Source organism: Streptomyces sp. 4F14 (genome assembly GCF_048159485.1).
GTDB lineage: Bacteria > Actinomycetota > Actinomycetes > Streptomycetales > Streptomycetaceae > Streptomyces.
This window is the reverse complement of record NZ_JBLRVY010000007.1, coordinates 211845-238071: the sequence shown is the minus strand read 5'-3', so window position 1 is coordinate 238071 and position 26227 is coordinate 211845. Positions and strand designations below refer to the sequence as shown.

At 70.7% G+C, this 26227-nt stretch carries 22 protein-coding genes, 5 tRNA genes and 1 pseudogene; 9 read left to right on the top strand and 19 right to left on the bottom strand.

Annotated elements, in window-relative coordinates:
* The first annotated feature begins 159 nt into the window (after nucleotides 1-159).
* The 5 genes from ACLZOT_RS14445 (at nucleotide 160) to ACLZOT_RS14425 (ending at nucleotide 617) form a co-directional block, all read left to right on the top strand.
* Nucleotides 160-232: transfer RNA gene (locus ACLZOT_RS14445), tRNA-Gly, on the top strand.
* A 42-nt stretch (nucleotides 233-274) separates the two neighbouring features.
* A tRNA-Cys gene (locus ACLZOT_RS14440) sits at nucleotides 275-348 on the top strand.
* A gap of 1 nt (nucleotide 349) precedes the next feature.
* A tRNA-Val gene (locus ACLZOT_RS14435) sits at nucleotides 350-421 on the top strand.
* A 21-nt stretch (nucleotides 422-442) separates the two neighbouring features.
* Nucleotides 443-514: transfer RNA gene (locus ACLZOT_RS14430), tRNA-Val, on the top strand.
* Between the two features lie 31 nt (nucleotides 515-545).
* Nucleotides 546-617: transfer RNA gene (locus ACLZOT_RS14425), tRNA-Val, on the top strand.
* A gap of 53 nt (nucleotides 618-670) precedes the next feature.
* On the opposite strand, the gene ACLZOT_RS14420 is transcribed toward ACLZOT_RS14425, so the two are convergent.
* The 4 genes from ACLZOT_RS14420 to ACLZOT_RS14405 all read right to left on the bottom strand — a co-directional run bounded on the left by ACLZOT_RS14420 (nucleotide 671) and on the right by ACLZOT_RS14405 (nucleotide 2760).
* Entirely contained in the window at nucleotides 671-964 is a 294-nt protein-coding gene (locus ACLZOT_RS14420; RefSeq protein ID WP_416969431.1) for a zf-TFIIB domain-containing protein, read from the bottom strand.
* Between the two features lie 83 nt (nucleotides 965-1047).
* Entirely contained in the window at nucleotides 1048-1959 is a 912-nt protein-coding gene (locus tag ACLZOT_RS14415) for an aminoglycoside phosphotransferase family protein (RefSeq protein ID WP_416969262.1), read from the bottom strand.
* A gap of 152 nt (nucleotides 1960-2111) precedes the next feature.
* Complete coding sequence (locus ACLZOT_RS14410) at nucleotides 2112-2288, bottom strand: hypothetical protein (RefSeq protein ID WP_416969261.1); 177 nt, start codon at nucleotides 2286-2288, stop codon at nucleotides 2112-2114.
* A gap of 196 nt (nucleotides 2289-2484) precedes the next feature.
* On the bottom strand, nucleotides 2485-2760 hold the full coding sequence (locus ACLZOT_RS14405) for a hypothetical protein (protein ID WP_409118803.1): 276 nt from the start codon (nucleotides 2758-2760) through the stop codon (nucleotides 2485-2487).
* A gap of 195 nt (nucleotides 2761-2955) precedes the next feature.
* Between ACLZOT_RS14405 and ACLZOT_RS14400 the strand changes: the two genes are divergently transcribed.
* Entirely contained in the window at nucleotides 2956-4245 is a 1290-nt protein-coding gene (locus tag ACLZOT_RS14400) for a protein kinase domain-containing protein (RefSeq protein WP_416969260.1), read from the top strand.
* Nucleotides 4246-4389: 144 nt separating this feature from the next.
* Here the strand turns inward: ACLZOT_RS14400 and ACLZOT_RS14395 are convergent, their stop codons facing one another.
* The 9 genes and pseudogenes from ACLZOT_RS14395 to ACLZOT_RS14355 all read right to left on the bottom strand — a co-directional run bounded on the left by ACLZOT_RS14395 (nucleotide 4390) and on the right by ACLZOT_RS14355 (nucleotide 18215).
* Complete coding sequence (locus ACLZOT_RS14395; protein ID WP_416969259.1) at nucleotides 4390-5208, bottom strand: TrmH family RNA methyltransferase; 819 nt, start codon at nucleotides 5206-5208, stop codon at nucleotides 4390-4392.
* A 65-nt stretch (nucleotides 5209-5273) separates the two neighbouring features.
* Nucleotides 5274-6506, bottom strand: a complete 1233-nt coding sequence (gene cobA, locus ACLZOT_RS14390) for a uroporphyrinogen-III C-methyltransferase (RefSeq protein WP_416969258.1) — start codon at nucleotides 6504-6506, stop codon at nucleotides 5274-5276.
* A 262-nt stretch (nucleotides 6507-6768) separates the two neighbouring features.
* Nucleotides 6769-8505 (bottom strand): annotated as a pseudogene (gene cobT / locus ACLZOT_RS14385) (nicotinate-nucleotide--dimethylbenzimidazole phosphoribosyltransferase); the annotation flags it as partial.
* 4155 nt (nucleotides 8506-12660) lie between these two features.
* Nucleotides 12661-13860 (bottom strand): precorrin-6y C5,15-methyltransferase (decarboxylating) subunit CbiE, encoded by a 1200-nt coding sequence (gene cbiE / locus ACLZOT_RS14380; RefSeq protein WP_416969257.1) that lies wholly within the window; start codon nucleotides 13858-13860, stop codon nucleotides 12661-12663.
* Between the two features lie 83 nt (nucleotides 13861-13943).
* Complete coding sequence (locus ACLZOT_RS14375) at nucleotides 13944-14582, bottom strand: GNAT family N-acetyltransferase (RefSeq protein ID WP_416969256.1); 639 nt, start codon at nucleotides 14580-14582, stop codon at nucleotides 13944-13946.
* Nucleotides 14583-14714: 132 nt separating this feature from the next.
* Nucleotides 14715-15530, bottom strand: a complete 816-nt coding sequence (locus ACLZOT_RS14370; protein ID WP_416969255.1) for a MetQ/NlpA family ABC transporter substrate-binding protein — start codon at nucleotides 15528-15530, stop codon at nucleotides 14715-14717.
* A 25-nt stretch (nucleotides 15531-15555) separates the two neighbouring features.
* Nucleotides 15556-16392: a MetQ/NlpA family ABC transporter substrate-binding protein gene (locus ACLZOT_RS14365; protein WP_416969254.1), complete on the bottom strand. Its 837-nt coding sequence runs from the start codon at nucleotides 16390-16392 to the stop codon at nucleotides 15556-15558.
* A gap of 66 nt (nucleotides 16393-16458) precedes the next feature.
* Nucleotides 16459-17184: a methionine ABC transporter permease gene (locus tag ACLZOT_RS14360; protein WP_416969253.1), complete on the bottom strand. Its 726-nt coding sequence runs from the start codon at nucleotides 17182-17184 to the stop codon at nucleotides 16459-16461.
* Nucleotides 17181-18215, bottom strand: coding sequence for a methionine ABC transporter ATP-binding protein (locus tag ACLZOT_RS14355; RefSeq protein ID WP_416969252.1), 1035 nt, complete (start codon nucleotides 18213-18215; stop codon nucleotides 17181-17183). Before ACLZOT_RS14355 ends, ACLZOT_RS14360 begins: the two co-directional genes overlap by 4 nt.
* A gap of 371 nt (nucleotides 18216-18586) precedes the next feature.
* Between ACLZOT_RS14355 and ACLZOT_RS14350 the strand changes: the two genes are divergently transcribed.
* Both ACLZOT_RS14350 and ACLZOT_RS14345 read left to right on the top strand, forming a co-directional pair.
* The gene (locus ACLZOT_RS14350) at nucleotides 18587-18946 is read left to right on the top strand and encodes a hypothetical protein (protein WP_112472430.1); all 360 of its coding nucleotides are present in this window, start codon (nucleotides 18587-18589) and stop codon (nucleotides 18944-18946) included.
* Nucleotides 18927-19355, top strand: coding sequence for a hypothetical protein (locus ACLZOT_RS14345; RefSeq protein ID WP_416969251.1), 429 nt, complete (start codon nucleotides 18927-18929; stop codon nucleotides 19353-19355). The genes ACLZOT_RS14350 and ACLZOT_RS14345 overlap by 20 nt, the downstream gene beginning before the upstream one ends.
* A 110-nt stretch (nucleotides 19356-19465) precedes the next feature.
* Here the strand turns inward: ACLZOT_RS14345 and ACLZOT_RS14340 are convergent, their stop codons facing one another.
* Together ACLZOT_RS14340 and ACLZOT_RS14335 are read right to left on the bottom strand one after the other, a co-directional pair.
* A complete protein-coding gene (locus tag ACLZOT_RS14340; RefSeq protein ID WP_416969430.1) occupies nucleotides 19466-19963 on the bottom strand; it encodes a GNAT family N-acetyltransferase in 498 nt (165 codons plus the stop codon).
* A 109-nt stretch (nucleotides 19964-20072) separates the two neighbouring features.
* On the bottom strand, nucleotides 20073-21239 hold the full coding sequence (locus ACLZOT_RS14335) for a glycerophosphodiester phosphodiesterase (protein WP_416969250.1): 1167 nt from the start codon (nucleotides 21237-21239) through the stop codon (nucleotides 20073-20075).
* Nucleotides 21240-21444: 205 nt separating this feature from the next.
* Here ACLZOT_RS14335 and ACLZOT_RS14330 point away from each other — a divergent pair, with 205 nt between their 5' ends.
* Nucleotides 21445-22134, top strand: a complete 690-nt coding sequence (locus ACLZOT_RS14330) for a lysophospholipid acyltransferase family protein (RefSeq protein ID WP_416969249.1) — start codon at nucleotides 21445-21447, stop codon at nucleotides 22132-22134.
* A 106-nt stretch (nucleotides 22135-22240) separates the two neighbouring features.
* Here the strand turns inward: ACLZOT_RS14330 and ACLZOT_RS14325 are convergent, their stop codons facing one another.
* From ACLZOT_RS14325 to ACLZOT_RS14310, 4 genes are all read right to left on the bottom strand, one after another.
* On the bottom strand, nucleotides 22241-23761 hold the full coding sequence (locus ACLZOT_RS14325; RefSeq protein WP_416969248.1) for an MFS transporter: 1521 nt from the start codon (nucleotides 23759-23761) through the stop codon (nucleotides 22241-22243).
* A complete protein-coding gene (locus ACLZOT_RS14320) occupies nucleotides 23758-24309 on the bottom strand; it encodes a TetR/AcrR family transcriptional regulator (RefSeq protein ID WP_416969247.1) in 552 nt (183 codons plus the stop codon). Before ACLZOT_RS14320 ends, ACLZOT_RS14325 begins: the two co-directional genes overlap by 4 nt.
* 86 nt (nucleotides 24310-24395) lie before the next feature.
* The gene (locus tag ACLZOT_RS14315) at nucleotides 24396-25343 is read right to left on the bottom strand and encodes an aldo/keto reductase (RefSeq protein ID WP_416969246.1); all 948 of its coding nucleotides are present in this window, start codon (nucleotides 25341-25343) and stop codon (nucleotides 24396-24398) included.
* 52 nt (nucleotides 25344-25395) lie between these two features.
* Entirely contained in the window at nucleotides 25396-26220 is an 825-nt protein-coding gene (locus tag ACLZOT_RS14310) for a hypothetical protein (RefSeq protein ID WP_416969245.1), read from the bottom strand.
* Nucleotides 26221-26227: the final 7 nt, after the last annotated feature.

Sequence of the window (26227 nt, the reverse complement as noted above, 5' to 3'; positions counted from 1 at the left end):
CGACGCCGCGGAGATCCACCAGAAGGGCCCTGGGGGGCCTGAGCTGGGCGGTTCGGTGATGTACGGCAGCACGCTGCGCAAACGCGTTTTTGTGCTGGCCCGGGAATCCGCTAGAGTTCAACACGTCGCCGGGACGCGCAAGCGGGCCGGGAAAGACAAGCGGACGTAGCTCAGTTGGTAGAGCGCAACCTTGCCAAGGTTGAGGTCGCGAGTTCGAGCCTCGTCGTCCGCTCGCAGGACAGCAAGGGGATCTTCCCGAACCTCTTGTGATCCTGGTGGAGTGGCCGAGAGGCGAGGCAACGGCCTGCAAAGCCGTCTACACGGGTTCAAATCCCGTCTCCACCTCCAAGGACGATTAGCTCAGCGGGAGAGCGCTTCCCTGACACGGAAGAGGTCACTGGTTCAATCCCAGTATCGTCCACTGAAGCCGCAAGGCTTCCCCGCGCGATTAGCTCAGCGGGAGAGCGCTTCCCTGACACGGAAGAGGTCACTGGTTCAATCCCAGTATCGCGCACTGATCATGGTCTTCGGACCGTGGTTCTCCCGGACGATTAGCTCAGCGGGAGAGCGCTTCCCTGACACGGAAGAGGTCACTGGTTCAATCCCAGTATCGTCCACACACGCCGAAGCCCCCGGTTCCCACCGGGGGCTTCGTGGCGTTCCGGCTGTTCTAGCTGGAGAACAGCATGTGGCCGAAGCCCCTGTTGCGGTGGTGCCCGCCGTGGTGGCCCCCGTGGTGCCCGCCGTGGTGTTGCGGGGCACCCCAGGCCGGGCCCGGCGGGGGAACCGGCGGAGCCGCCGGGTACGCCTGCGGGCCGGGCTGCTGCCACTGGCCCTCCAGGCGGGTCAGCGCCTCCAGCTCGCCGTAGTCCAGGAAGATCCCCCGGCAGTTGCTGCACTGCTCGATCTGGACGCCGTTGCGGTTGTAGGTGTGCATCGCCGCATGACATTTCGGACACTGCATCATCGGTCCCGACCCCTCACTGTTCGTTCCTGTTTCGGGTTGCCCCAGGGACAGACTCCGTCCGCCCCCCGGTCGGTTGCACCCTACGTCGCGGACATCCGGGCGCAGGCGTCGACCAAGGCGCTCTCCACCTCGTCCAACGGCCGCTCCCCCGCGGCCGACTTGACGATCGCGCGGGCGGCGGTCTGGACGGTCAGGGCGCGCGCGGCGACGTCGAGGGCGGGCCAGGGATCGTCGTACCCGTCGAGCGCGGGGCCGTCCGCCTCCCGGTAGGCGGACAGGAAGCGGTGCCACTCCTCGGGCGGGAGGAGGCCGCAGGCGTACCAGGCGGCGGGGCGGGCGAGGTCCCAGGTCTGTACGCCGGTCCCGAGGTCGTCGACGTCGATGAGCCGCCAGTCGCCGGCCGGGGTGCGGACGAGCTGGCCCAGGTGGAGGTCGCCGTGGCAGAGGCCGGCGGCGGGCATGGGAGCCTCGGCGCGGGCCCAGGCGGGGAGGTGGTGCCAGGCGCGGCGTACGGGGGTGGTCGCCGGGTGGGTGACGGTGTCGAGGCGGGCGACCGCCCGGGCCGCCTTCGCGGGGCCGCGCATCGGAGGGAGGCCCGGGGGCGGGGTGCTGCGGTGGAGGCGGGCCAGGAGGGCGCCGACGGCCTCCCAGGGGGCGTCCTCGGGGGCGCCGGGGTCCACGGGGGTGCCGTAGGGCCAGTACGTGACGAGGCGGTCGCCCAGGGGGGCCGGGGCGGGGGTGAGGGGCGGGAGGAAGACGTCCGGGAGGCGGGCGGCCGCGCGCAGACGGGGGGTGAGGGTCTCGGGGGGTGTGCCGGGGGCGTGGGCCTTGGCGACCGTGTCGGCGTGCCGGACGACCGTGGCGTCGGGGCGGTCCGCGAGGGTGGCCGTGGGGCAGGCGCACGGCGGGGGCTCGGGGTGGGCCCGGGCGCGGAGGCGGAACGTGAGGTCGGTGAGCAGGGTCACGGGGGTCCTTCTGTCGCGTACGGACATCGCGTACGGACGTCGCGTAGGGACAAAAGTAATGCCGGCGCAGCTCCCCAGCTGCGCCGGCATTGTTGCCGTCCGCCGCACCCCCGTCCCCACGGGGTTTCATGGTCGGGATGTCCCCGCCCGGACCGCTCTTCCGGGCCTGAGGTCGCCGCTCAGCGCCCCAGCATCACGCCCACGGACGACGCCTGTGTGGCCACTGTCTCCCAGCCGCCGAAGACGACGAAGAGCAGGACCGCGAGAGGGAGGACCATCAAGGTCGCCGTCAGAGGGTGGCGGCGGCCGGACTCGGGCTCTTCGCGGAGCGTGGTCCGCGGTGCCGTGTAGGCCATGGTTCCTCCTTCCCGACTTCTGGTGTCGTTGGCAGCGGCGGGTGTCTGACCTCGGGGGACGAGTGCTGCACCCGCCGCTTGACCTCTAACTTAGGCGGGCGGCGGCTCGCGGTCGTCATGCCCTCGTACCGATTGCCGGGCCTCCCCGAGGATGAGCCTCGACCTGCGGTGTACTCCCCTGGGTGGAGACGGGGTCCTAGGACTCAGGGTCTTCCCGGAAGGGGTGACCGGTCCGGGCTGATTTTTCCGATTCCGCTTCCCGGGGGACCGGCTGCTCGACGAGGGCGAGGACCCGGTTCGCCATGAAGCGGGCGGTCCTGATCACCGTCCCGGAGCGCGTGACTTCGCTCACTTCCACCACCCCCCTGCGGACCGCCGTCTCCACCCTGCGGCCCGCCCTGCTGGCCACCACCTCGTACGTCCGCGTCGTGTCCCCCGCGTCCACGACTATCTCCACTCGGTCACCCTTCACAGTGCCAATCCCCCTTCTGTGATGGCTGGTTGAGATCAGGTCACGGCCGAAAACCGTTGCGACGGCGCCTTCCTGACCACCCCTCAAGTCTCCCACCCGGCACTGACAATCGATCGGGCCGAGAGGGCGCGGCTCCTGCACACCGGCGGTCGTGGAAACGTAAGCTGTGGCACGTCACACGGACCGGCAGCGGGGATGAACATGGCGATGATGCGCCTGAGGCGCGAGGACCCGCGCGTCGTCGGCTCGTTCAGGCTTCACAGACGGCTCGGCGCGGGCGGCATGGGCGTCGTCTATCTGGGCTCCGACAAGAAGGGCCAGCGCGTCGCGCTCAAGGTGATCCGGCCCGATCTGGCGGAGGATCAGGAGTTCCTCTCGCGGTTCGCGCGCGAGGTGTCCGCCGTGCGGAGGATCCGGGGCGGGTGTACGGCACGGCTCGTCGCGGCCGACCTGGAGGCCGAGCGGCCCTGGTTCGCGACGCAGTACGTTCCCGGGCCCTCGCTGCACGACAAGGTCGGTGACGAAGGGCCGATAGGGGCTGCCGAGCTCGCCTCCATCGGGGCCTCGCTGTCCGAGGGGCTCGTCGCCGTCCACGAAGCCGGGGTCGTCCACCGGGATCTGAAGCCGTCCAACATCCTGCTGTCGCCCAAGGGGCCCCGGATCATCGACTTCGGGATCGCCTGGGCCACCGGTGCGTCCACGCTCACGCATGTCGGGACCGCTGTGGGGTCGCCGGGGTTCCTCGCGCCCGAGCAGGTGCGGGGGGCCGCGGTCACGCCGGCCACCGATGTGTTCTCGCTCGGGGCGACGCTGGCGTATGCCTCTACCGCCGACTCGCCCTTCGGGCACGGGAGTTCGGAGGTGATGCTGTATCGGGTCGTGCATGAGGAGCCCCAGTTGCAGGGGGTGCCGGATGCGCTTGCTCCGCTGGTTCGGGCCTGTCTTGCCAAGGATCCTGAGGAACGGCCCAGCACGCTGGAGCTGTCGCTGCGGTTGAAGGAGATCGCCGCTCGGGAGGCTCAGGGGGCGGTTGTCGAGGGGCGGGCTCCTGCGCCGCGTTCCGCTGAGGGGGAGCGGGGGGTTGGGCGGGTTGCCGATACCGCGAGTTATACCGAGCGGAGTGTTCGGGGGTCCGGGGTCACTCCGGCGCCTCGGCCGTCTCGGGGTTCGTCGGCTTCTCGGCCGTCGGGAACTGGTCGGCCCACGCCGGCCGGGCGGGGGGCTCGGCCCAGTGGGAGTCGTCCTGTGCCGCGCAGTGGGGCGGGGCGGCCGGCTACTCGGCCCCGGCCTACGGGGACTGGGCGGCGGCCTGCGAATCCTCGGTTGTTGCGGCAGCGGTTGTTCGTGTTCGTGGTGGTGACGTTGTTGGTGGCGTTGGGGATCGGGCTGGTGCAGGCTTGTCAGGGGCCTGCGCGGGGGTTGGGTGGCGGGGGGCAGGGTGTTGTGTGGCAGGAACCGGGGCAGGAGCGATCGTCGGGGGACTGATGGTCGTGAGGCGGGTGCGGCTTGGCTGTGGCTGGTCGCGCCCACGCGGCGGTAGCCGCAAAACAGATACAGCCCCGCGCCCCTAAGGGCGTTGGTCCTCGCGGCATCCTAGGGAACCACCCGTGCAACGTTCCCCGAAGACCCTCAGCTCTCCGGGCGGCCCGTCGCCACCGCGTAGAACGCCACCGCCGCTGCCGCGCCCACGTTCAGCGAGTCCACTCCGTGTGACATCGGGATGCGGACCCATTCGTCCGCTGCCATCAGGGCCTGCGTCGAGAGGCCGTCTCCCTCCGCTCCCAGCATCAACGCCACCCTGTCCATCTTGTGGGGGGCCGCTTCGTCCAGGGGCTTCGCCTTTTCGTCCGGGGTCAGGGCCAGGAGGTTGAAGCCTGCCTCCCGCACCGAGTCCAGGCCCTTCGGCCAGGTGTCCAGGCGGGCGTAGGGGACGGAGAAGACCGCGCCCATCGAGACCTTGACGCTGCGACGGTACAGGGGGTCCGCGCAGTCCGGGGAGAGGAGGACCGCGTCCATGCCGAGGGCCGCCGCCGAGCGGAAGATCGCGCCGATGTTCGTGTGGTCGTTCACCGACTCCATGACCACGACCCGGCGGGTCTCGCGGAGGAGTTCCTCCGCCGTCGGGAGGGGCTTGCGTTGCATGGAGGCGAGGGCGCCTCTGTGGACGTGGTAGCCCGTTACCCGTTCGGCCAGCTCCGGGGTCACCGCGTAGACGGGGGCCGGGAGTTCGTCGATGACGTCTCTCATGACGTCGATCCATTTCGCGGAGAGGAGCATCGAGCGCATCTCGTAGCCCGCCTCCTTCGCTCGGCGGATGACCTTCTCGCCCTCGGCGATGAAGAGGCCCTCGGCCGGTTCGCGTCTGCGGCGGAGTTCTACGTCGGTCAGGCCCGTGTAGTCGCGCAGGCGGGGGTCGTCGGGGTCGTCCACGGTGATGAGATCGGCCACAGAAGTGATACTGCCTTGTCCTTGGTGCGGTGCCAACGGCTCGGGACGGGTTGTGTTACCCGGGGTTACGCCATGGTGTCGGGGCCCACGGTGACGACCTCGCCGATGACGATCACCGCCGGGGACTTCACGTCCTGCGTGACGACCGTCTCGCCGACGGTCGCCAGCGTCGCGTCGACCCGGCGCTGAGCCGCCGTCGTACCCTCCTGGACCAGGGCGACCGGGGTGTCCGGGGACTTGCCGTGGGCGATCAGGGTCTCGGCGATCCGGGCGATCTTCGTGACGCCCATCAGGATGACCAGCGTGCCGGTCAGCTTCGCGAGGGACTGCCAGTCGACCGTGGAGCGCTCGTCGTCGGGGGCCACGTGGCCGCTGACCACCGTGAACTCCTGGGCCACGCCCCGGTGGGTGACCGGGATGCCCACCGCCGCCGGGACCGAGATCGAGCTGGAGATGCCGGGGACGACCGTGCAGGGGATGCCGGCCGCCGCGAGGGCCTGGACCTCCTCCATGCCGCGGCCGTACACGTACGGGTCGCCGCCCTTCAGACGTACGACGGACCTGCCCGCCTTCGCGTGCTCGATCAGGGCGTTGTTGATGGCCTCCTGGGCCATGTAGCGGCCGTACGGGAGTTTCGCCGCGTCGATGACCTCCACGTGCGGGGGGAGTTCCGCGAGGAGGTCCCTGGGGCCGAGGTGGTCCGTGATGACCACGTCCGCCTCGGCGAGGAGGCGGCGGCCCCTGACCGTGATCAGGTCCGGGTCGCCCGGGCCGCCGCCGACCAGGGCCACTCCGGGGGTGCGGGTGCGGTGGTGGGGGGCGACCAGGGTGCCGTCGCGCAGGCCCGCGAGGACCGCGTCGCGGATTGTCGCCGTGTGGCGGGGGTCGCGGCTCTTCGCGTCCGTCGTCAGGACGGCGATGGTGACGCCCTCGCTGGTGCCGGTGGCCGGGGTCCAGGCGGTGGCCTGGTCGGCGTCGTCGGAGCGGACGCACCAGACGCGGTGTGCTTCCGCTTCCGCGGAGGCCCTGGTGTTGGCGTCCTCGTCGTCCGTCGCGATCAGGGCGTACCAGGCGGTCTGGAGGTCGCCGGTCTCGTAACGACGCTTCTCCCAGGTCAGTTCGCCCGCCGTCGCCATCGCTTCCACCGAGGGGGTGGCTTCCGGGGAGATCAGGGTGATGTCGGCACCGGCCGCGATCAGGGCTGGGAGACGGCGTTGGGCTACCTGGCCGCCGCCCAGGACGACCACTCGGCGGCCGGTGAGGCGGAGGCCCACGGGGTAGGCGGGGTGTTCGGCCATGGGATCGGCTCCTGAGTGGGGTGGGGCTCTGACGTGCGGATTTTACGGGGTGAGGGCCGGGAGTGGAGGGCGGGTCCGGTGGGTGGGCTTCTGGGGAGGGTGGAGGTGGTGGCTGGGTGAGTGCGGGGTTCGTTGTGGCTGATCGCGCAGTTCCCCGCGCCCCTAGGTGGGTGGGGATGAGCGTCATTTGTTGAGAGCGGGTGAGTGCGACAGAGCCAAGGGGGACCTACGTCGGTGGCAGGCCCCCCTTGGTTCTGCGGTTCTACTTCTCCGTCACGCCCGCCGAGTCGAACGTCGCCACCTCGTGCATCGCTCTGGCCGTGCTCTGGACCAAGGGGAGGGCCAGGAGGGCGCCTGTGCCCTCGCCGAGCCTCAGGTCCAGGTCGACCAGCGGGCGTAGGCCCAGTTTGTTGAGGGCTGCCACGTGGCCCGGTTCCGCGCTGCGGTGGCCCGCGATGCAGGCTGCGAGGACCTCCGGGGCGATGGCGCGGGCCACCAGGGCTGCCGCGCCCGCGCTGACGCCGTCCAGGATGACCGGCGTGCGCAGCGAGGCGCCGCCCAGGAGGAGGCCGACCATCGCCGCGTGTTCGAAGCCGCCGAGGGCCGCGAGGACGCCGATGGGGTCGGCGGGGTCGGGCTGGTGGAAGTCCAGGGCGCGGCGGACGACGTCCGTCTTGCGGGCCAGGGTCTCGTCGTTGATGCCGGTGCCCCGGCCCGTCACCTCGGCGGGGTCGGCGCCGGTGAAGACGGCGATCAGGGCGGCCGACGCGGTCGTGTTGGCGATGCCCATCTCGCCCGTCAGGAGGGCCTTGTTGCCGGCCGCGACCAGGTCTCGGGCCGTCTCGATGCCGACCTCGATGGCCTGCTGGGCCTCTTCGCGGGTCATCGCGGGGCCGGTCGTCATGTCGGACGTACCCGCGCGGATCTTGCGCGGGAGGAGGCCCGGGGTCGCGGGGAGGTCCGTCGCCACGCCCACGTCGATGACGCAGACCTCCGCGCCGACCTGGTTCGCGAAGGCGTTGCAGACCGCGCCGCCGCCGAGGAAGTTGGCGACCATCTGGGCCGTCACCTCCTGGGGCCAGGGGGTGACGCCCTGCGCGTGGACACCGTGGTCGCCCGCGAAGATCGCGACGGCGGCGGGCTCCGGGATCGGCGGCGGGCACTGGCGGGACAGGCCCGAGAGCTGCGCGGAGATGATCTCCAGCATGCCGAGGGCGCCGGCCGGCTTCGTCATCCGCTTCTGCCGCTCCCACGCCTCGCCGAGCGCCTTCGCGTCCAGCGGGCGGATGCTCGCGACCGTCTCCGCGAGGAGGTCGTGCGGGTCCTCGCCGGGCAGGGCTCGGCGGCCGTACGTCTCCTCGTGGACGACCCATGACAGGGGACGGCGCTTGGCCCAGCCCGCCTGCATCAGCTCGGGCTCGGGCGGGAACTCGTCGACGTAGCCGACGCAGAGGTACGCGACGACCTCCAGGTGTTCCGGGAGGCCCAGGGCGCGGACCATCTCGCGCTCGTCGAAGAAGCTGACCCAGCCGACGCCGAGGCCCTCCGCGCGGGCCGCGAGCCACAGGTTCTCCACCGCGAGCGCGGAGGAGTACGGGGCCATCTGCGGCTGCGTGTGCCTGCCCAGGGTGTGCCGGCCGCCCCGGGTGGGGTCGGCGGTCACCACGATGTTCACGGGGGTTTCGAGGATCGCCTCGATCTTCAGTTCCTTGAACTGCTTCGCGCGGCCCTTCGGGAGGGACTGCGCGTACGCGTCGCGCTGGCGCATCGCCAGGTCGTGCATCGTCTGGCGGGTCTCCTGGGACCTGATGACGACGAAGTCCCACGGCTGGGAGTGGCCGACCGACGGCGCGGTGTGCGCGGCCTCCAGGACCCGCAGCAGGACCTCGTGCGGGATGGGGTCGCCGCGGAAGCCGTTGCGGATGTCCCGGCGTTCCCTCATGACCTTCAGTACGGCCTCGCGCTCGGCGTCGTCGTACGCGGGGGCCGCCGGGCCGGTGTACTCCTCCGTCGTCGCCAGGTCCTCCACGCTCTGTACGACGCCGTCCTGCTCGGTGTCCCGCTGGGCGGGGAGCGTGGGGGCGAGGTGGGCGGGTGTGGGGATGTGGCCGTCCACCGCCACGAACTCGGCTACGGGGTGGGGCTCGTCGGTGGGGGTCGGGGGCACGGGGGCTGTTTCTCGGGTCGGGGGTTCTTCGGCGCCGGGGGTGGGGACAACCGTTTCCGCAGGGGTGGCGGGGGAGGCGTGGTCGGGGTGGGGGTCGTCCATCGGGAGGGGGGTCGGGGGAGGCGTCTGGGGCGGGGTGGCGGTGGTGTTCTGAGGGGAGTCGGGGGTCTCGGGCTGGAGGGAGACGTCCGGCTGGGGCAGGGCTTCCGGCTGGGGGGACGCTGTGGCCTTGGGGGACGTCTCGGGTTGGGTCGACGTCCAGGCTTGGGGCAGGCCGTCGCCCTGGGCCGCCGCTGTAGCGGCCTTTGCCCTCGCTCTGGCACGGGCGCGGGTGCGGGGGCCGGGCTGTGGGGTGGGGGTGTCCGCAGGCTGGGGGGGCTCAGTGGTTCCGGGCTGGGGCGGGGTCGTGGACTGGTCCGGCGTTGCGGATTCGGCCGGGGTCGCGGGGGGTTCGGGAGTGGGGGGCTCGGACTGGGGTGCCTCGGGGGTGGCCGGGGTCTCGGGTTGGTTCGAGGGGGCGGGCTGGGCCGCGAATTGTTCGGTGGGGGGAGCGGCGGGGTGGGCCGAAGTGGTGAGCGGTGCCGATGCGTTGGGGTCGCCGGGCGTGCCTGGGTGGGCTGCGGCCTCGTCGGGTGTGGACGCCTCGGGATGGGGCGATGTGGTGGGGGGAGCCGGTGCGACTGGTTGGGCTGGTACGTCGGGTTGGTTCGACGCGTGCGGGTGGGGCGGTACGTCCGATTGGACGGGCGTATCCGGCTGGACCGGTACGTCGGACTGGGCTGACGCATGCGGCTGGGCTGACACGGCAGGCTGGTCCAAGGCATCCGGCTGGACCGGCGCGTCGGGCTGGGCCGCGACAGCCGGCTGGACGGGCGTATCCGGCTGGACCGGCACGGCAGTCTGGGCCGAGGCAGCCGGGTCGACCGGCGCGGCAGTCTGGGTCGCGACATCCGGCTGAACCGGCACGGCGGTCTGGTCCGAGATGGTCGGCTGGAGCGACGTATCCGACTGGTCCAAGGCATTCGGCTGGACCGGGGCATGGGGTTGGCCTGGCGTTTCCGGCTGGGCCGAAGTCTCGGGCTGCGCCGGTGTTCCGGGCTCGCCCGCTGAATCGGGCTGGGTCGCGATCTGGTCGGAGTCGGAGGAATCGGCTTGGAGGGATGCGTCCGGGTGAGCCGGTGTCTCCGGCTGGCCCGATGCGTCCGGCTGGGTCGGCGCTTCCAGTTGGCCCGGCGCTTCCGGCTGGGTCGGCACTTCCGGCTGGCCCGGCGCGTCCGGCTGACCCGGCGCTTCCGGCTGACCCGGCGCTTCCGGTTGGATCGGAGCCCCTTGCTGGGTCGGAACGCCCGGCTGGTCCGAGGTCGCAGGGTGCATTGAAGCCCCCGGCTGGCCCGACGTGCCGGACGGCGCCGCGAGTTGCTCGGAAGTAGAAGCCTCGGCCTCCGTCGGTGCCCCGGGTTGCGTGGAAACCCCGGGCTGTGCGGGCGCGTCAGACCCACCCGACTCACCGAGTTGAGCTGCACCCTGCGCGGAGGCAGGGGTCTCGGGCTGCATCGGCGCCTCCGGGTGCCCCAAAGCCTCGGTCTCGCCGGAGACTTCGGTCTGCCCTGGAGTCGCGGCTTCGCCCGAAGGCCCAGGCTGGTCCGGAGTCTCCGCCTCGCCCGAAGGACCAGGCTGGCCCAAAACCCCAGGCTGGTCCGGAGTTTCCGCCTCGCCCGAAGGACCAGGCTGGTCCAAAACCCCAGGCTGGCCCGGAGTCCCTGCCTCGCCCGAAACCCCAGGCTGGCCCGAAGCCCCAGCCTCATCCACTACGCCAGGCTGCCCCGAAACTCCGTCCAGCCCCGACACACCCCCCTCACCCACAACCACCTCAGACACACCAACCCCGGCCTGGTCCAGAGCCGCCGCTTCGCCGGAGACTCCAGGCTGGCCCAACGCCTCGGCCTCGCCGGGCACTTCGGCCTGACCCAAGGTCTCAGCCTCACCGGAAACCTCGGCCTGGCCCGGAGTCTCAGCCTCGCCCGAAACTCCGGACTGGCCCGGAGCCCCGTCCTCGCCCGGAATCCCAAGCTGGCCCGAAGCCCCAGCCTCACCCACCACTCCAGGCTGCGCCGAAACCCCGTCCAGCCCCGACACACCCCCCTCACCCACAACCACCTCAGACACACCAACTCCGGCCTGCTCCAACGCCTCCGCCGGGCCCGCACTCCCAAGCTCCGCCGACACCCCAGGCCCACTCACCCCACCCAACCGCGCGGCAGCCAACTCGGCATCAGCACCCGCGTCCTCCCCCGACGCCCCCGAATGCACAACCCCTTCAACCTGCACCGACGCCTCGGTCTCCCCCGCCTGAGCAACAGCTTGCCCGGGTACGGAAACCCCGGCCTCACCCACACCCGCCTCAGCCACAACCTGCTCGGACGGCGACGACACATCCCCACTCGACGCGTCCTGCGCAGCCCCCTCGGACTCCCCCGAGACCCCGGCCTCACCCGGCGTACCCGAAGCCACGTCCTGCGACGAGGCGACAACCTCGGGCTGCCCCGGCGTCTCAGACCCCACCGAAGTCCCCGACTCCACCGCCACCTCGGACACCTCGGACTGCTCCGGCACCCCGGCGTGGCTCAGCCCCTCGACCTCACCCGAAACACCGGGCTGAGCCGTGCCATCGGTCTGCCCCGCAGCCTCGGGCTGACCCTCAGCCTCAGACTGACCCGCACCCTCGTGCTGATCGGCAGCCCCAAGCTGACCCTCAGCCCCGCTCTGCTCCACACCCCCAGCCTGGCTCGCGCTCACGGCCTCGGCCTGGCCCGCGATCTCAGGCTGCCCCTCAACTACGGACTCCGTCAGCGCGTCAGTCCGAGTCGCCTCCTCAGGCTGCGCCAGAAGCGGCGCCGCACCCCAAGGCGCAGCCCCCTGAGGAACCCCTTCGTGCGCCGACTGCGCGTCCAGATACTCCGGCCCGCTCGCGACAGGCGCCGCCTGTCGAAGCGATGCGTCGGCCGGTCCACGATCCGCGAGCGACCGGACAGGGCTGGCGGAAGCATCCGGAATCGGCGGCCCGAGATGCAGCGGACGCCGCGGAGTGATCGGCGGAATCGGCGTCGTCGGAGCGGTCCGCCGCGGCCGGCTCATCGCGGGCCGCCGTACAGCACCGAGTTCGACGGACCCGGTGTCCCGCCCACCGGCCTCGTGCGGCCCGGGCTCATGCGCGCCGACACCTTGTTCCCCACCGCTCTGCTCACCGCTGTCGGACACGCCGGTCTCCGCGCCGGCACCCTGAACCCCAGCCACCTGCTCGCCGCTTCCCTCCACGCCCTGACCCCCCACGACCGCTCCCCCGAATCCCTCCGTACCGGCCCCGTGATACGCCCCGCTTTCAGGAACCCCCGCGTCCTGAACGCCAGGCACGCCCTGCGGGGAGTAGCCCGCGTGGACCGTCTCCACCACCGGCTCCGGCACCGGCGGTGCCACCTCGTTGCCCCAGGCGCTCTGCGCGCCCGGCATGAGGAGTTGGTCTTCGTCCTCGGCGGGGGTCTCGGAGAGGTAGGCGTACGCGGGGGGCGTGGGGACGCCCGGCTGCTCCACCGTGCCTGCGTTCTCCGGCAGCCCCTCGCCCGGGATCTGGCCGGTGTCGGTCATGCGTACCCCTCGCCCATCGGTTAGTGCTCCTTCGGCCGGCTCACCGGAACGGCGCGCCGTCCGCCCCGCTGTGAAGAACGAGCCTCGGCGCCCAGCGGCACGAACGACCCGCCCGAAAAAGCGACAAAGCCATTCAGTGGCATTGTCCCGGTCATGGTCGTGACGCGACAGGTCACCCCGCGACGCCCCGCTGTGGACTGCGCCACGTTGCGCGGCCCTCCGGTCCGTGTCGTACCGCACGTGTCCAAAGCGGACGCGCTTTCCGGACATTGGCTGATGAACTGCCGGGTGCCGGAAAGCGGTACGACGATCGGCCAGCCTACCGCGCGCAGTACGACAACAGGATCACAGCCCGCGATCCGGGAGGACCCCGCTGAGCAGGAACGCGACACTCCGGTGGCGCTCCGTCCAGGCCCGGGTGTCGAGTTGGACGGACTGCAGGAGGGCGCACTCGACGTGGTAGCCGTGCTCGGTCAGGTCACGGCCGACGCGTTCGGCGGCGTCGCGGGTGAGGGCGTGGGTGACGATGCGTTCGGGACGGCGGTCGGCGACGGCGGTGACGACGCCGGGGCCGCCCCCGCCGACGCGGACGACGTCGGGTTCCGGGAGGTTCTCCAGGACGTGGGGGGCGGTGCCCCGGACGATCTGGAGCTGGACGCCGAGGTGCCGGGCCGTCGCGTCGGTGCGGGCGCAGGCGTCGATGTCCTGGTCGACGGCGAGGACGGCGGCTCCGGTGCGGGCGGCCTCCGTGGCGAAGGCGCCGGTTCCGCAGCCGATGTCCCACACGAGGTCGCCCACCCGCGGGCCCAGGCGGGCGAGTTGGGCGGTGCGCAGCATCTGGGACTCGCCCTCGCCGCGGCCGTCGGCGTACGCGTGTCCGCGCGGCCCCGCGGCCGGGTCGCGGCCGGCGATCCACTCGCCCTGGCCGCCCGACGTGACGGGCCCGCCGATCGCGATCACGACGTTGGGGTCGCGCCAGCTGCGGTCGGCGGCCTTGTCGGACGACAGGACGCTCACGCGCTCGCGTTCGGTGCCGAGTTCCTCGCAGACGACGAACGTGCGGTGCACGCCCTCCAGGAGCAGGCCGAGTTCGGCGGGTCCGGCGCCGGGCGAGGTGAGGACGGCGACCTTGGTGTGGGCGCGGCAGACGTTCACCGCGCGGCGCAGGGTGCGGCGGTGGGCGACGACGACCTGGGCGTCGTCCCAGGGCATCCCAGCGCGCGCGAAGGCGGCGGCGACCGAGGAGACGGCGGGCACGACCTCGACCTCCAGGCCGAACTCCGGTGCGCGCAGGGTCCGTACGACGCCGAAGAAGCCGGGGTCGCCGTCGGCGAGGACGACGGCCGTGCCCCGGTGGTGGCCGGCGATGCGGCGGGCGGCGAGGGCGACGCTGCCGAGGCGGATGCGTTCGGCGCCGGGCGGCACCTCGGGGAGGGCCAGGTGGTGGGCGGCGCCCGCGACGAGGGTGGCACCGGCGAGAGCGGAACGCGCCGCCGAGTTCAGGGGCGAGCCGTCCCAGCCGATCACCGTGACGCGGTCGGCCATCGTCGTCAGTCTCCCGGGGATTCACGCAGGCAGCGGGCTCCGTGAGGGTACCTGGTCCCGCCTTGGCCGGGCGCCTGCCGGGATCAGTTCCAGTCCGCGTACGGCGCGTACCCGCCGCTCTCCGCGAGCTGCTCGCCCGCGCCCTCCAGGTCCTCGGGGAGGAGGCTCCAGACGATGTAGTCGGTGCGGGCCTCGGTCCAGGTGCCGTTCTCGGCGCGGACTCTGACTATGGAGGCGCCGCGCAGGACGCCCTCGCTGATGCAGCCGATCTTCTGGGCGACCTGCTGGGCGGCGGTGTTGTCGGCTGCGGTGCGCAGCTCGATGCGTTCGAGGCGCTGGTCGGTGAAGAGCCACTGGGCGGTGGCGAGGGCGGCTTCGGAGGCGTAGCCCTCACCGCGGGCCCAGGGGGCGATGATGTACGACATCTCCGTGGAGCGGACGTGCCAGTTCGTCTTCCTCAACTGGAGGACGCCGACGAGGCGTTGGGTGAGGAACTCGGTGACGGCGAAGTCGATGCCGTGTCCGGCGGCGCGTTCGGCGGGGGCTTGTTCGGTGATCCAGCGCAGGGCGTCGGCCTCGGCGAAGGGGTGGGCGACGGACGTCCAGGCCGTGACCTGCTCGTCGGCGGCCGTCTCGATCAGCGCGGGGACGTCGTCCTCGTCGAGGGGGCGCAGCACCAACCGCTCCGTGCTGATGGAGATGTTGGGGAAGGTGCTCGTCATTGCGCCGCTCCGTAACCTTCGGGAGAAACCTTGTGGGTTCCGCCGCTGAACTGCCCAGCATGCAGTATGCGGGCCGCGTGAAACACCACGGGGTCCGTACCCGTCAAGGTACGGACCCCCCGTGTCATCGACTCAGCCGGAGGTCACCGGCAGGACCGAGCCCTGGTACTTGTCCTTGAGGAACGTGTGCACTTCGGGTGAGGTCAGGAGCTTCGCGAGCTTCTGGACGCGCGGGTCCTTCTCGTTGCCGCGTTTCACGGCGAGGAGGTTGGCGTACGGGTTGTCCTGCGCGGACTCCAGGTACTTGGCGTCCCTGGCGGGGCTGAGGCCCGCGTCCTGGGCGTAGTTGTTGTTGATGACGGCGATGGTGACGTCGTCGAGGGAGCGCGGGAGCTGGGCGGGTTCCAGCTCCTTGATGACGAGTTTCCTCGGGTTCGCGGTGATGTCGGCCGGGGAGGCCGTCGTACCGGCGTCCGCCTTGAGGGTGATGAGCCCGGCGGAGGCGAGGAGTTTGAGGGCGCGGCCCTCGTTGGTGGTCTCGTTGGGGACGGCGACGGTGGCTCCGTCGGCGAGCTTCGAGATGTCCTGGATCTTCTTCGAGTAGACGCCCATGGGCGGCAGGTACGCCTTGACGACGGAGACCAGGTCGGTGCCCTTGGTCTTGTTGAACTCGTCCAGGAACGGCTGGTTCTGGTACAGGTTGGCGTCCAACGAGCCTTCCTGGAGCGCGGTGTTCGGCAGGACGTAGTCCGTGAACTCCCTGATCTCCAGCTTGAGGCCCGCCTTTTCGGCGAGGTTGTCCTTGATGTACGTCAGGACTTCCCCGGCGGGTACGGCGGTGGCGCCGACGACCAGACGATCGTCATCGGCGTCCGCCTTCTTGTCGGCACCACACGCCGTGAGGCCCAGCGCCAGGGCCGCCACCGTCACAACTGCCTTGCGCAGCATGTCTGTTCTCCCCTGATCGGGCTGGTCAGAAGGACGGGATGACGGAACCCTTGTACTTGTCCTCGATGAACTTCTTGACCTCGGGCGAGGTGAGCAGCTTGGCGAGCTTCTCGACCCGCGGGTCCTTCTCGTTGCCCTCCTTCACCGCGAGGAAGTTGCCGTACGGGCTGTCCTTGGCGGACTCCAGGACGATCGCGTCGGTGGCGGGCTTGAGGTCGGCGGCGATGGCGTAGTTGCCGTTGATGACGGCGGCGTCGACGTCGTCCAGGGAGCGCGCGGTCTGGGCGGCCTCGACCTCCTTGAACTTGAGGTTCTTGGGGTTCTTGGCGATGTCCTGCGGGGTCGCGTCGCTCGCCGCGCCGTCCTTGAGGGTGATGAGCCCGTTGGCGGCGAGGAGCTTGAGGGCACGCGCCTCGTTGACGGCGTCGTTGGGGACGGCGATCGTCGCACCGCTCTTCAGCTCGTCGGCCTTCTTGACCTTGTGGGAGTAGAGGCCGAGCGGCTCCAGGTGGACCGTGACGACGGGCACGATGTGGGTGCCGCGCTTCTTGTTGAAGTCGTCCAGGTACGGCTGGTTCTGGAAGTAGTTGGCGCCCACCGAGCCGTCCTCGGTCGCGGTGTTCGGGACGATGTAGTCCTGGAACTCCTTGACCTCCAGGTCGAGTCCGGCCTTCTTCGCGAGGTTGTCCTTGACGAAGTTGAGGATCTCGGCGTGGGGGACGGGGCTCGCGGCGACGACGAGCGGGCCGCTGTAGTCCTTGGACGAGGAGGCGTTGTCCTTGTCCGAACCGCAGGCGCTGAGCGCGAAGGTGAGCGCTCCGGCGGCGAGGACGGCGGTGGTGATTTTGGCGGTGTTACGCACGAAAAGTGCCTTTCCTGAGGGTGTGACGATCCCGCGAGGGGTGGTGCGGGAGGAATTGGGGGTGGGTCAGCCAGCCTTGCTCGGGGCCGGTGCCGCCTTCAGCAGCCGCAGCTTCGGCGCCGGTCCCGAGCGTCCGCCCCGCCGGTGCAGGGACCGCGCCGCGTAGTCGCCGGCGAACTGGATGAGGGAGATGACGACCGCGAGGATCGCGACGGTGAGCCACATCAGCTCGGTCTCGAAGCGCTGGTAGCCGTAGCGGATGGCGATGTCGCCGAGGCCGCCCGCGCCGACCGTCCCGGCCATCGCCGAGTACCCGATGAGGGCGACGATCGTGGTCGTCGTCGACGCGATCAGCGAGGGCAGCGACTCGGGCACGAGGACCTTGCGGACGATCGTCCAGGTGTTGCCGCCCATCGACTGCACGGCCTCCACGAGCCCGCCGTCCACCTCGCGGACGGCCGTCTCGACGAGGCGCGCGAAGAACGGGATGGCGCCGATCGCCAGGGGCACGATCGCCGCCTCGCGGCCGATCGTCGTACCCGTGATCGTGCGGGTGAAGTTCATCAGGGCGACCATCAGGATGATGAACGGCATCGAGCGGGCGACGTTCACGATCTGGCCGATGACCTTGTTCGCGACGACGTTCTGGAGGAGGCCGCCCCGGTCGGTGAGGACGAGGAGGATGCCGAGGGGGAGGCCGCCGACGACGGCGATGAGGGTGGACCAGCCGACCATGTAGAGGGTGTCCCAACACGCCTGCGACAGCAGGGGCTGCATCTCGGACCAGGTCACTGGGCACCGTCCTTCACCAGTACGGGCTCATCGCCCACCACGTCGATCTGAAGGCCCTGCTCGCGCAGGAACCCGATGGGCACCACGTTGTCCTCGTACCGGCCGGGCAGTTCGATGCGCATCCGGCCGACCTGGAGGCCGCCGACGGTGTCGATGGCCGCGCCCAGGATCGAGATGTCGATGTTGTAGGTCCGCGAGAGCTGCGAGATGACCGGCTGGGTGGCGGCCTCGCCCTGGAAGGTGACGTCGACGACGGTCCGCTCGTCGCCCGTCGGCTCGCCGCTCACCGGGAACAGCGCGGACGCCAGCTCCGAGCCCGGCGTCGCGAGGAGTTCGCTGACCGTGCCGGACTCGACGATCCGGCCGTTCTCCATCAGCGCGGCGGAGTCGCAGATCGACTTCACGACGTCCATCTCGTGCGTGATCAGCAGGACCGTCAGGCCGAGCTGGCGGTTCAGGTCGCGCAGGAGCTGGAGGATCGAGCGGGTCGTCTCCGGGTCGAGGGCGCTGGTCGCCTCGTCGGAGAGGAGCACCTTCGGGTCGCCGGCGAGGGCGCGGGCGATGCCGACGCGCTGCTTCTGGCCGCCGGAGAGCTGCGCCGGGTACGCCTTCGCCTTGTCGGCGAGCCCGACGAGGTCGAGGAGTTCGAGGGCCTTCGCCGCGCGCGCCCCGCCGCCCACGCCGAGGATCTCCAGCGGGAGTTCCACGTTGTCCTGGACGGTCCGCGAGGAGAGCAGGTTGAAGTGCTGGAACACCATGCCGATACGGCTGCGCGCCCGGCGCAGTTCCTTGCCGGCGCGGGGGCCGCGGCCCGCCAGCGCGGTGAGGTCCTGGCCGTCCACGGTGACCGTCCCGGCGGTGGGGCGCTCCAGGAGGTTCACGCAGCGGATCAGCGAGGACTTTCCGGCGCCGGACTGGCCGATGACGCCGTACACCTCGCCTTCGCGGACGTGCAGATCGACGCCGTCGAGGGCGGTGACCTCTCGGCCGCGGGTGCGGTAGACCTTGGTCAGGCCCGTTGTGGTGATCACTGGGGTTCCGTCACTGTCGAGTACGGGGCGTGGGTGTGCCCTCGTACGGGAGGGGGGCGGGCGCGCTCGGTCACGTACGGCTTGTTTCCGTACGGAGGTGGGGCGCGGCGGCGCGGCTCGCTTCAGGGGCGCGAGCGCAGGGGGATGGTGCGGGGGCCCTCTAGAAGGCGCGCATTCGACACAGACAACGAGCACCGGGCGTCATGGTCGCCTCGGTCGCAAGGGTGCGGCTGCTCGTCGTGGTCATGCGATCAGTAAAGCAGACGTATGGTGCCGACCGGGAGCGGGCTGTCCGGATGCTGGACGGACGTGGACACCTTGGGGGCAAGCCCGGCGTCCGGGGGCCGATACCGGCGTAATAGGGTCGCCGCATGCTTGTTGCCCTCACCGTGGTGACGTCCGTCGCCGCGCTGCTGCTCGCCGCGTGGTGCGGCTGGGCGGCGTACCGAGACCAGCCGACCAAGGACTGGCACTTCATCGGGATGGCCGTGGTGACGGTGCTGGCGGTCGTCCAGCTCGTCGTCGGGATCGTGCAGCTCGCGCGCGGGGACAAGCCGGATCAGGGGACGACGATCTTCGTCGCCTATCTGCTGGGGGCCTTCGCGTGTGTGCCCGCCGCCGCGTTCATGTCGCTGGCCGAGCGGACGCGGTGGGGATCGGTGACGGTCGCGGCGAGCGGCGTCGTGCTGGCGGTGCTGGAGGTGCGGCTCTATGACATCTGGGGAGGCTGAGGCGGTGGGCCGGCAGCGGTTGATCAGCGGGCCGGGGATGCTGCTCGTCTGGTTCTACGGGGTGATGGTCGTCGGCGCGGTGTCGCGGTCCGTGTACCAGATCGCCACGGAGTTCGACCGGGCGCCGCTCGCGTACTCGCTGTCCGCGCTCGCCGGGGTCGTGTACGGGTTCATCACGTACTCGCTCGTGCGGGGCGGGGAGACGGCCCGCAAGGCGGCGCAGGTGTGCTGCGCCGCCGAACTTGCGGGGGTGCTGATCGTGGGGACGTGGACGCTTCTGGATCAGGCCGCGTTTCCGGATTCGACCGTGTGGTCGGATTATGGGATGGGGTACGTGTTCATCCCGGTGCTGCTGCCGGTGTCCGCGCTGTACTGGCTGCGGAAAGCGCCATCTCAGAGGGGTGCTTGAGGTTTCGTCGCGAGTACCGGTTCGTTGTGGTTGCTCGCGCCCACGCGGCGGTAGCCGCAAATAGATACAGCCCCGCGCCCCTAAAAGACAAAAGACAACAGCATCCGCCCTCACGCCGTTTTGGCGTACTGGCCCGCCTGCTTCTCCAGCACGATCATCGGTACGCCGTCCGTGCCCTCTGACGTGCCTACCGTTTCGTAGCCCACCTTCCTGTACAGCCTCAGATTGCCCTCGCTGCGGTGGCCTGTGTGGAGGCGGAACTTCTTTGCGCCCCTCTCCTCTGCCAACGCTGCTTCCGCCGCTCGCAAGAGCCTCGCTCCGATGCCGTGGCCCTGGAGGCGGGGGTGGACGCAGAGTTTGCCGATCGAGGCCGCGCCGTCGTCCGTGATGTGGCCCCGGACGGAGCCGACCACCTCCTCGCCCAGGCGGGCTACGAAGACGCAGTCGGTGGTCAGCTCCTCGCGGACGGAGTCCAGGGACTGGACGAGCGGGTCGATGCGGTAGTTGCCGTACAGGGCGGCCTCACTCTGGAAACACAGGTACTGGAGCCGGAAGATCTGCTCGGCATCCTGCTCGGTCGCACCCGAGATGGTCACGCTCATGCCCATGTGCGCACGCCTCCCGCTCATCTGATCGTCGGTAGTTCTCCACTCCTATCCCCGCGCTCGCCGGGCCGCAACCTCCCGGACACTCAGTAGTCCTGTGACATACCCGACGTCACGCGTTGCGGAAGTCCTCGCGGGCGAGCAGGCCCGTGTCCGGGTTGTCGGTGAAGACGCCGTCGATGCCGGTCGCGAAGTACGTCCGGTACGCGCCGAAGACATCGCCGTACGCATCCGCGTCCGTGCCCTTGCGGTACTCCGCCGGGAGGAAGGGGTTCTCGTTGCGCATCGTGTAGGGGTGCAGGATCAGGCCGGCCTTGTGGGCGTCGCGCACCAGCGTCGTCGGCTTGGTCAGCCTGCCGTCCGCGTCCCTCGGGATGATCAGGTTGAGGGTCGGGCCGATGCCCTGCGCGTAGCCGGCGATCTCCTTGAGGCCCTTGGGGGTGATCAGGTCGTCGACCGTGCGCGGGTCGCCGGACTCGACGAAGTCCCACGGGCGGGTGCCCGCCGCGTCCAGAAGGACCACGAGGGGGTTGTCGACCAGCTTGTTCAGGCGCTGGATGCTGGTCGGCTCGAAGGACTGGAGGATCACCGGGGAGTCGCGGCGGTCCTTGCCGTGCTTGCGCAGGAGCTTCGCGACGCGCTCCTCCAGGCCGAGGCCCAGCTTGCGGAAGTACGTGGGGTGCTTGGTCTCCGGGTAGATCCAGACCTGCTTGCCGCGCTTACGGGTCTGCTCGTCCTGCCACCTGAGGACCTCCTCGAAGGTCGGGATCTCCCAGCGGCCGTCGTACAGCGTGTTGTGCGGGCGGTTGCCCGGGATGCGCTCGACCGCGCGCAGGCGCTTCAGCTCCGCCAGCGTGAAGTCCTCCGTGAACCAGCCGGTGACCGTGACGCCGTCCAGGACCTTCGTGCGCTTGCGGTCCTTGAACTCCGCGTGCGAGGCGACGTCCGTCGTGCCGCCGATCTCCGGCTCGTGGCGGCAGACGATGTGACCGTCCCTGGTGGGGACCAGGTCGCCCGCCTCGACGATGTCCGCGCCCAGGTCCAGGGCGAGCTGGTAGGAGCCGAAGGTGTGCTCCGGGCGGTAGCCGCTGGCACCCCGGTGACCGATGATCGTCGGGACGGGGAGGCTCTTGAGGCCGCCGCCGTGCCCCTTCGACCGGCCCTCGGCTCTCGCCGTACCCGCCGTGATGCCTACGACCGACCCCGTCGCGCCCAGTACCGCCGCGCCCAGCAGTGCGCGGCGGCCCGTTCCGCGTATGCCCTCGTCCTGCGTCGCCATGGACTCTCCCCTTGGTGTCGTCGGCTCGTGTGTGCGCGCTGATCGTAGGGGCGTGAACATGGCGACGGGGAGAACACGAACGGGTTTCGGAAGCGTCTCCCAGGTAAACCCGTGTCAACAGTGCGTAAGACCTCGGTGTCCCGATGTGCGTCACCCGGGTAGCCGAGAGTAACGTGCCTACCTGCACGGACTTATACACAATCCCTTGACATCGGAGGGCCCGTTGTCCCGCTTCTCGCTCCTCAAGGCAGTCCTCGGACCGGTCATGCGTCTGTGGTTCCGGCCGCAGGTGGAAGGAGTCGAGAACATCCCGGGGGACGGGCCTGTCATCCTCGCGGGGAATCACCTCACGTTCATCGACTCCATGATTCTGCCGCTGGTGTGCGACCGGCAGGTGTTCTTCATCGGGAAGGACGAGTACGTGACGGGGACGTCCCTCAAGGGGCGGCTCATGGCCTGGTTCTTCACCGGGGTCGGGATGATCCCCGTCGACCGGGACGGGGGGCGTGGGGGTGTCGCCGCGCTCATGACCGGGCGGCGGGTGCTGGAAGAGGGCAAGGTGTTCGGGATCTACCCCGAGGGGACCCGTTCTCCCGACGGGCGGTTGTACCGGGGGCGGACCGGGATCGCCCGGCTGACGCTGATGACCGGGGCGCCTGTCGTGCCGTTCGCGATGATCGGGACGGACAAGTTGCAGCCGGGGGGTGCGGGGATTCCTCGGCCGGGGAAGGTGACCGTGCGGTTCGGGGAGGCGATGGAGTTCTCCCGGTACGACGGGATGGGGCGGGATCGGTATGTGCTGCGGGCGGTGACGGATTCGGTGATGGCTGAGGTCATGCGGTTGTCGGGGCAGGAGTATGTGGACATGTACGCGACCAAGGCGAAAGCCGCTTGAGGTTGTTTGTCGGGCGCGGGTGCGTTGTGGTTGTTCGCGCCCGCGCGGCGGAGCCGCACATCGATACAGCCCCGCGCCCCTTAGGGACGGACAGGCACCCGCGTTTTTATGCGCCGTCCAGTTTTCTGCCCCTCAGCAACACCCACGCCGCTGCCGATGCCGCCAAGAGCACGGCTGCGCCCACTCCCGCCGCGATCGACAAGCCGTCGATGAACGCTTCCCTCGCTGACGTCAGGAGGGCCTGCGCCGTGTGCTCCGGGAGTGCTGCCGCCGTTTCCACCGCGCCTCCCAGGGATTCGTGTGCTGCCGCCGGGGTGCCTGCCGGGGCGTCGAAGCCTCTGTAGACGCCCGTCACGATCGAGCCCAACGCCGCGATGCCCAGGGCCGCGCCCAGTTCGTACGCCGTTTCCGAGACCGCCGATGCCGAGCCCGCTCGCTCCTTCGGGACCGAGGAGAGGATCACGTCCGCCGTCACCGTGAACGAGAAGCCCGCTCCTACGCCTACCACCAGCAGGGCTGCGCCCAGGAGGGGGTAGCCCGTGGACGTGTGCAGCTGGGTCAGGGCCGCCAAGCCCACCCCTATCGCCGCCAGGCCGCCCGAGACCACCGCGCGTACCGAGAAGCGGCGGGCCGCTCGGCCGGCGATCAGGCCCGCTGCCACCGCGCCGATCGCTGCGGGGAGTTCGGCGAGGCCCGCTTCCAACGGGCGGCGTTCCTGGACCAGTTGGAGGTACTGGGAGAGGAAGAAGACCACGCCCGAGAGGCCGAGGATCGTGAGGAGGTCGGCGAGGACCGCTCCGCTGAAGCCCCGGTCGCGGAACAGGTGCATGTCCAGCAGGGGGGTGGGGAGGGCGAGTTGGCGGCGTACGAAGGCGTACAGGGCCGCCGCGCCGAGGATGCCGACCGTCAGGGTCACCGGCGTCACGCCGTGGACCGCCGCCTCCTTCACGCCGTACACCACCGCGACCATGCCGACCAGGGAGAGCAGGACGCTCGGGAGGTCCCAGGGGCCGGGGTCGGGGTTGCGGGACTCGGGGAGAAGCTTTGCGCCGATGAGGACCAGGGCGGCCATCACGGGGAGGTTGATGAGGAAGACCGAGCCCCACCAGAAGTGTTCGAGGAGGAAGCCGCCGACGATCGGGCCGACCGCCGTACCGGCGGAGGCGGTTGCTCCCCAGATGCCGACCGCGAGGCTGCGTTCGCGGGGGTCGGGGAAGAGGTTGCGGATCAGCGCGAGGGTCGCGGGCATGAGGGTCGCGCCGGCGACGCCGAGGAGCGCGCGGGCCGCGATCATCAACTCCGGTGTCGTGGCATAGGCGTTGAGGATCGAGATCAGGCCGAACGCGGTCGCGCCGACGAGCAGGATGCGCTTGCGGCCGATGCGGTCGCCGAGGCTGCCCATCGAGACGAGCAGACCGGCGATGACGAAGGAGTAGACGTCGCCGATCCACAGCAGTTGGGTGCCGGACGGCTTGAGGTCCTCGCTGATGTACGGGGTCGCGAGGCCGAGGACGGTGGCGTCCACGGCCACCAGCAGCACGGCGAGTACGAGGACGGCGAGGCCGAGCCAGCGGCCCGGGCGGTTCACCGCCTCCGTCGTACCCGTCGTCTGCACGGTGCTGGTCATGATTCCTCTCTCCTTAGCGCGCCGCCGAGCAGCAGCTCGACGGTCATGTGGTGGAAGTCCTTGGGGGCGCCCTTTCCGCACTGGACGAGCCAGGCGGCGGACGCGAGCAGGCCGTACAGGGCCTCGGTGAGCCATACCGGGGTCAGGTCGATCCTGAACTCGCCGGCGAGCTGACCGCGTCTGAACAGCGCCGCGATCCGTTCGTCGAGCCGCGCCCAGCCCTCGTTGAGGCCCTCGGCCTCGAAGAGCTGGTTCTCCGTGTAGAGGAAGGCGATCAGCGCGGCGGCCGGTTCGAGTTCGCGGACCAGCCGGCGTACGGCGTCCTGTGCCGTGCCCTCGTCGAGGCGGGCCGCGTCGAGCGCGGTCTCGCACTCCTCGATGCCGAGCGCCTCCAGGGCGCGGATCAGCGCGTCCCGGCCCGCGAAGTGGCGGTGCAGGGTCGCTCTGCTGATGCCGGCCGCTTTCGCCACCTCGTCCATCGTGGCGGTGGATTTGCGGGTCAGGAGGGCTGCGGCGGTGCGCAGCACGTGGTCACGATCTACGGCCATGAGACGACCATAACCCATGTGAGACATCTTTGTCTCATCACGGGCGTGGGCGTCTTAGGACTCCCTGCTCGGGGAGAGTGTGGGTGCTAGTGCCAGGGCAGGGCGCTGCGGGTCGCCCAGTACGTCGCCGGGGTCTCCGCGAGGGTCGCCAGGGTCGCCTTCCGATCCTCGTCCAGGGTGATCGTCTCGGCCTTCAGGTTGGCCGTGAGCTGGGCGGTCGTCGCCGCGCCCGAGAGGGCGAAGCCGGTCCAGGGCTGGGCGAGGATCCAGGCCAGGGCGACCGCGTCCGGGCCCGTGCCGGTCTCCTCGGCGATCTTCCGTACGGCCGGTGGGGCCGTGTCGCCCGCGAGGCGGCCGTTCGCCATGCCCTCCTTCACGATCACCGTCAGGCCGGCGGCGTGCGCCTCCGCGAGGGCCGGGGCCGCCGAGGTCTCCAGGGCGTTGTACGTCGACTGGACCGTGCTGAACAGGGGGTTTCCGTCGACCGTGATGGCCAGGGCCGCCCTGATCGCGTCCGCCTGGGCGGGGCCGCTCGTCGAGAAGCCGACGGGGGTGCCGGACTCCGCGAGCCTCGCGTGCAGGGCCTTGTCCGTCAGCGCCGGGCTGTCCGGGGTGACCGAGTGGATCTGGTAGAGGTCCAGACGGTCGCCGAGCAGGGCCGCCGTCTCCGCGCGCTGGCGGTCGTACGTCGGGAGGGTGTGGTCCTTGACCTCGTGCTTCTCGGCGTTCGTCGTCCAGGCGGCGGTGTAGGTGTAGCCCCACTTGCTGCCTACCGCCACGTCGTCGATCGCCGGGTTCCTTCGCAGCCAGTCCGCGAGGAACTCCTCCGACCTGCCGTACGAGCGGGCCGCGTCCAGGTAGCGGATGCCCGCTGTGTGCGCTGCGGTGAGGAGTTCGTGGGTGCGGGTGCGCAGGGCGTCCACGCTCCGGTCCTCTCCCAGGTCGCGGTCCCGGCCGAGGTTGATGTAACCGGGGCGGCCCACTGCGGCCAGGCCGAGGCCCAGGCGGGGGGTGGGGAGGGCGGTGAGACGCATCAGGGGTCCTGTTCGCAGGGGGTCGCTTACCCCGCCAACGTAACCCGGGCCGTTACGAAGCGACCTCCCGGCTGTCGTCCAGGGCCTTGCGGGCGTACGCCACGTACCGCGCGAAAACCTCCGGGTGGGCGGCCCGGGTGATGTCCAGAACCGGGGAGTCGGCTCGGCGGACGCCCGGGAGGTAGGGCGAGGTACGGCAGCGGCCCGTCGTGCCGTCGGGGTCGACCAGCGCGAGGTATCCCGTGGGCAACTGCCGGGTGTGCCGGACCGTCATCCGTCCCAGGTGCCCCTCCGCCGCGAAGTCCGCCGCGACCCGGGAGAGTTGACGTGCCGCCTCGGCCGCGCGGGCGGGGAGAGCGGGGTCGCCGAGGCTGTCCGCGTATGCGGTGAGCAGCGGGGAGTCGGGGTCGGCGATGAGGTAGGTGATGTGCACGCCTCGGCGTAGCAACTGGCGTACGGGGTCGGTGAAGTCGCGTTCGGGGCGGGAGACGAAGTAGCCAGTGAGGCTGCGGAGGGTGACGCCCACTTCGATGATCTCGGTGCGGGCCTCGGCGATGAACGCGGTCTTCTCGGCGGGCGCCGGACGGCCGTGGGCGTGGACGCGCAGGCCGCCGGTGCCGCCCCGGGCGTCCAGGGCTGCTGTCAACTCCCGGAGGAATCCCTCGCGTTCGGCGTCCCTGAGGAACAGCTCGTAGTAGAAGGGAACGGCCACGCCCGCCGCCGCGAAGAGGGCGAGTTCGTTGAGGACGGACCAGCCGAAGCCGTCGCGACCGTTGGAGAGCAGGGCGAGGGAGAGGCCGGCGAGCAGGACGCAGAGAGCCAGGGCGACGCGGAATCTGCGGAGCAGGCCGCGCGTGCCGGGTGTGCTGGTGTCCATGAATCCC

Excerpts from the sequence above, each read along its gene's own strand:
- ACLZOT_RS14420 (WP_416969431.1), bottom strand. The coding sequence starts at position 964 with ATGCAGTGTCCGAAATGTCATGCGGCGATGCACACCTACAACCGCAAC.
- ACLZOT_RS14415 (WP_416969262.1), bottom strand. The coding sequence starts at position 1,959 with ATGTCCGTACGCGACAGAAGGACCCCCGTGACCCTGCTCACCGACCTC.
- ACLZOT_RS14410 (WP_416969261.1), bottom strand. The coding sequence starts at position 2,288 with ATGGCCTACACGGCACCGCGGACCACGCTCCGCGAAGAGCCCGAGTCC.
- ACLZOT_RS14400 (WP_416969260.1), top strand. The coding sequence starts at position 2,956 with ATGAACATGGCGATGATGCGCCTGAGGCGCGAGGACCCGCGCGTCGTC.
- cobA (WP_416969258.1), bottom strand. The coding sequence starts at position 6,506 with ATGGCCGAACACCCCGCCTACCCCGTGGGCCTCCGCCTCACCGGCCGC.
- cbiE (WP_416969257.1), bottom strand. The coding sequence starts at position 13,860 with ATGGCCGACCGCGTCACGGTGATCGGCTGGGACGGCTCGCCCCTGAAC.
- ACLZOT_RS14375 (WP_416969256.1), bottom strand. The coding sequence starts at position 14,582 with ATGACGAGCACCTTCCCCAACATCTCCATCAGCACGGAGCGGTTGGTG.
- ACLZOT_RS14370 (WP_416969255.1), bottom strand. The coding sequence starts at position 15,530 with ATGCTGCGCAAGGCAGTTGTGACGGTGGCGGCCCTGGCGCTGGGCCTC.
- ACLZOT_RS14350 (WP_112472430.1), top strand. The coding sequence starts at position 18,587 with ATGCTTGTTGCCCTCACCGTGGTGACGTCCGTCGCCGCGCTGCTGCTC.
- ACLZOT_RS14345 (WP_416969251.1), top strand. The coding sequence starts at position 18,927 with ATGACATCTGGGGAGGCTGAGGCGGTGGGCCGGCAGCGGTTGATCAGC.
- ACLZOT_RS14340 (WP_416969430.1), bottom strand. The coding sequence starts at position 19,963 with ATGGGCATGAGCGTGACCATCTCGGGTGCGACCGAGCAGGATGCCGAG.
- ACLZOT_RS14335 (WP_416969250.1), bottom strand. The coding sequence starts at position 21,239 with ATGGCGACGCAGGACGAGGGCATACGCGGAACGGGCCGCCGCGCACTG.
- ACLZOT_RS14325 (WP_416969248.1), bottom strand. The coding sequence starts at position 23,761 with ATGACCAGCACCGTGCAGACGACGGGTACGACGGAGGCGGTGAACCGC.
- ACLZOT_RS14320 (WP_416969247.1), bottom strand. The coding sequence starts at position 24,309 with ATGGCCGTAGATCGTGACCACGTGCTGCGCACCGCCGCAGCCCTCCTG.
- ACLZOT_RS14315 (WP_416969246.1), bottom strand. The coding sequence starts at position 25,343 with ATGCGTCTCACCGCCCTCCCCACCCCCCGCCTGGGCCTCGGCCTGGCC.
- ACLZOT_RS14310 (WP_416969245.1), bottom strand. The coding sequence starts at position 26,220 with ATGGACACCAGCACACCCGGCACGCGCGGCCTGCTCCGCAGATTCCGC.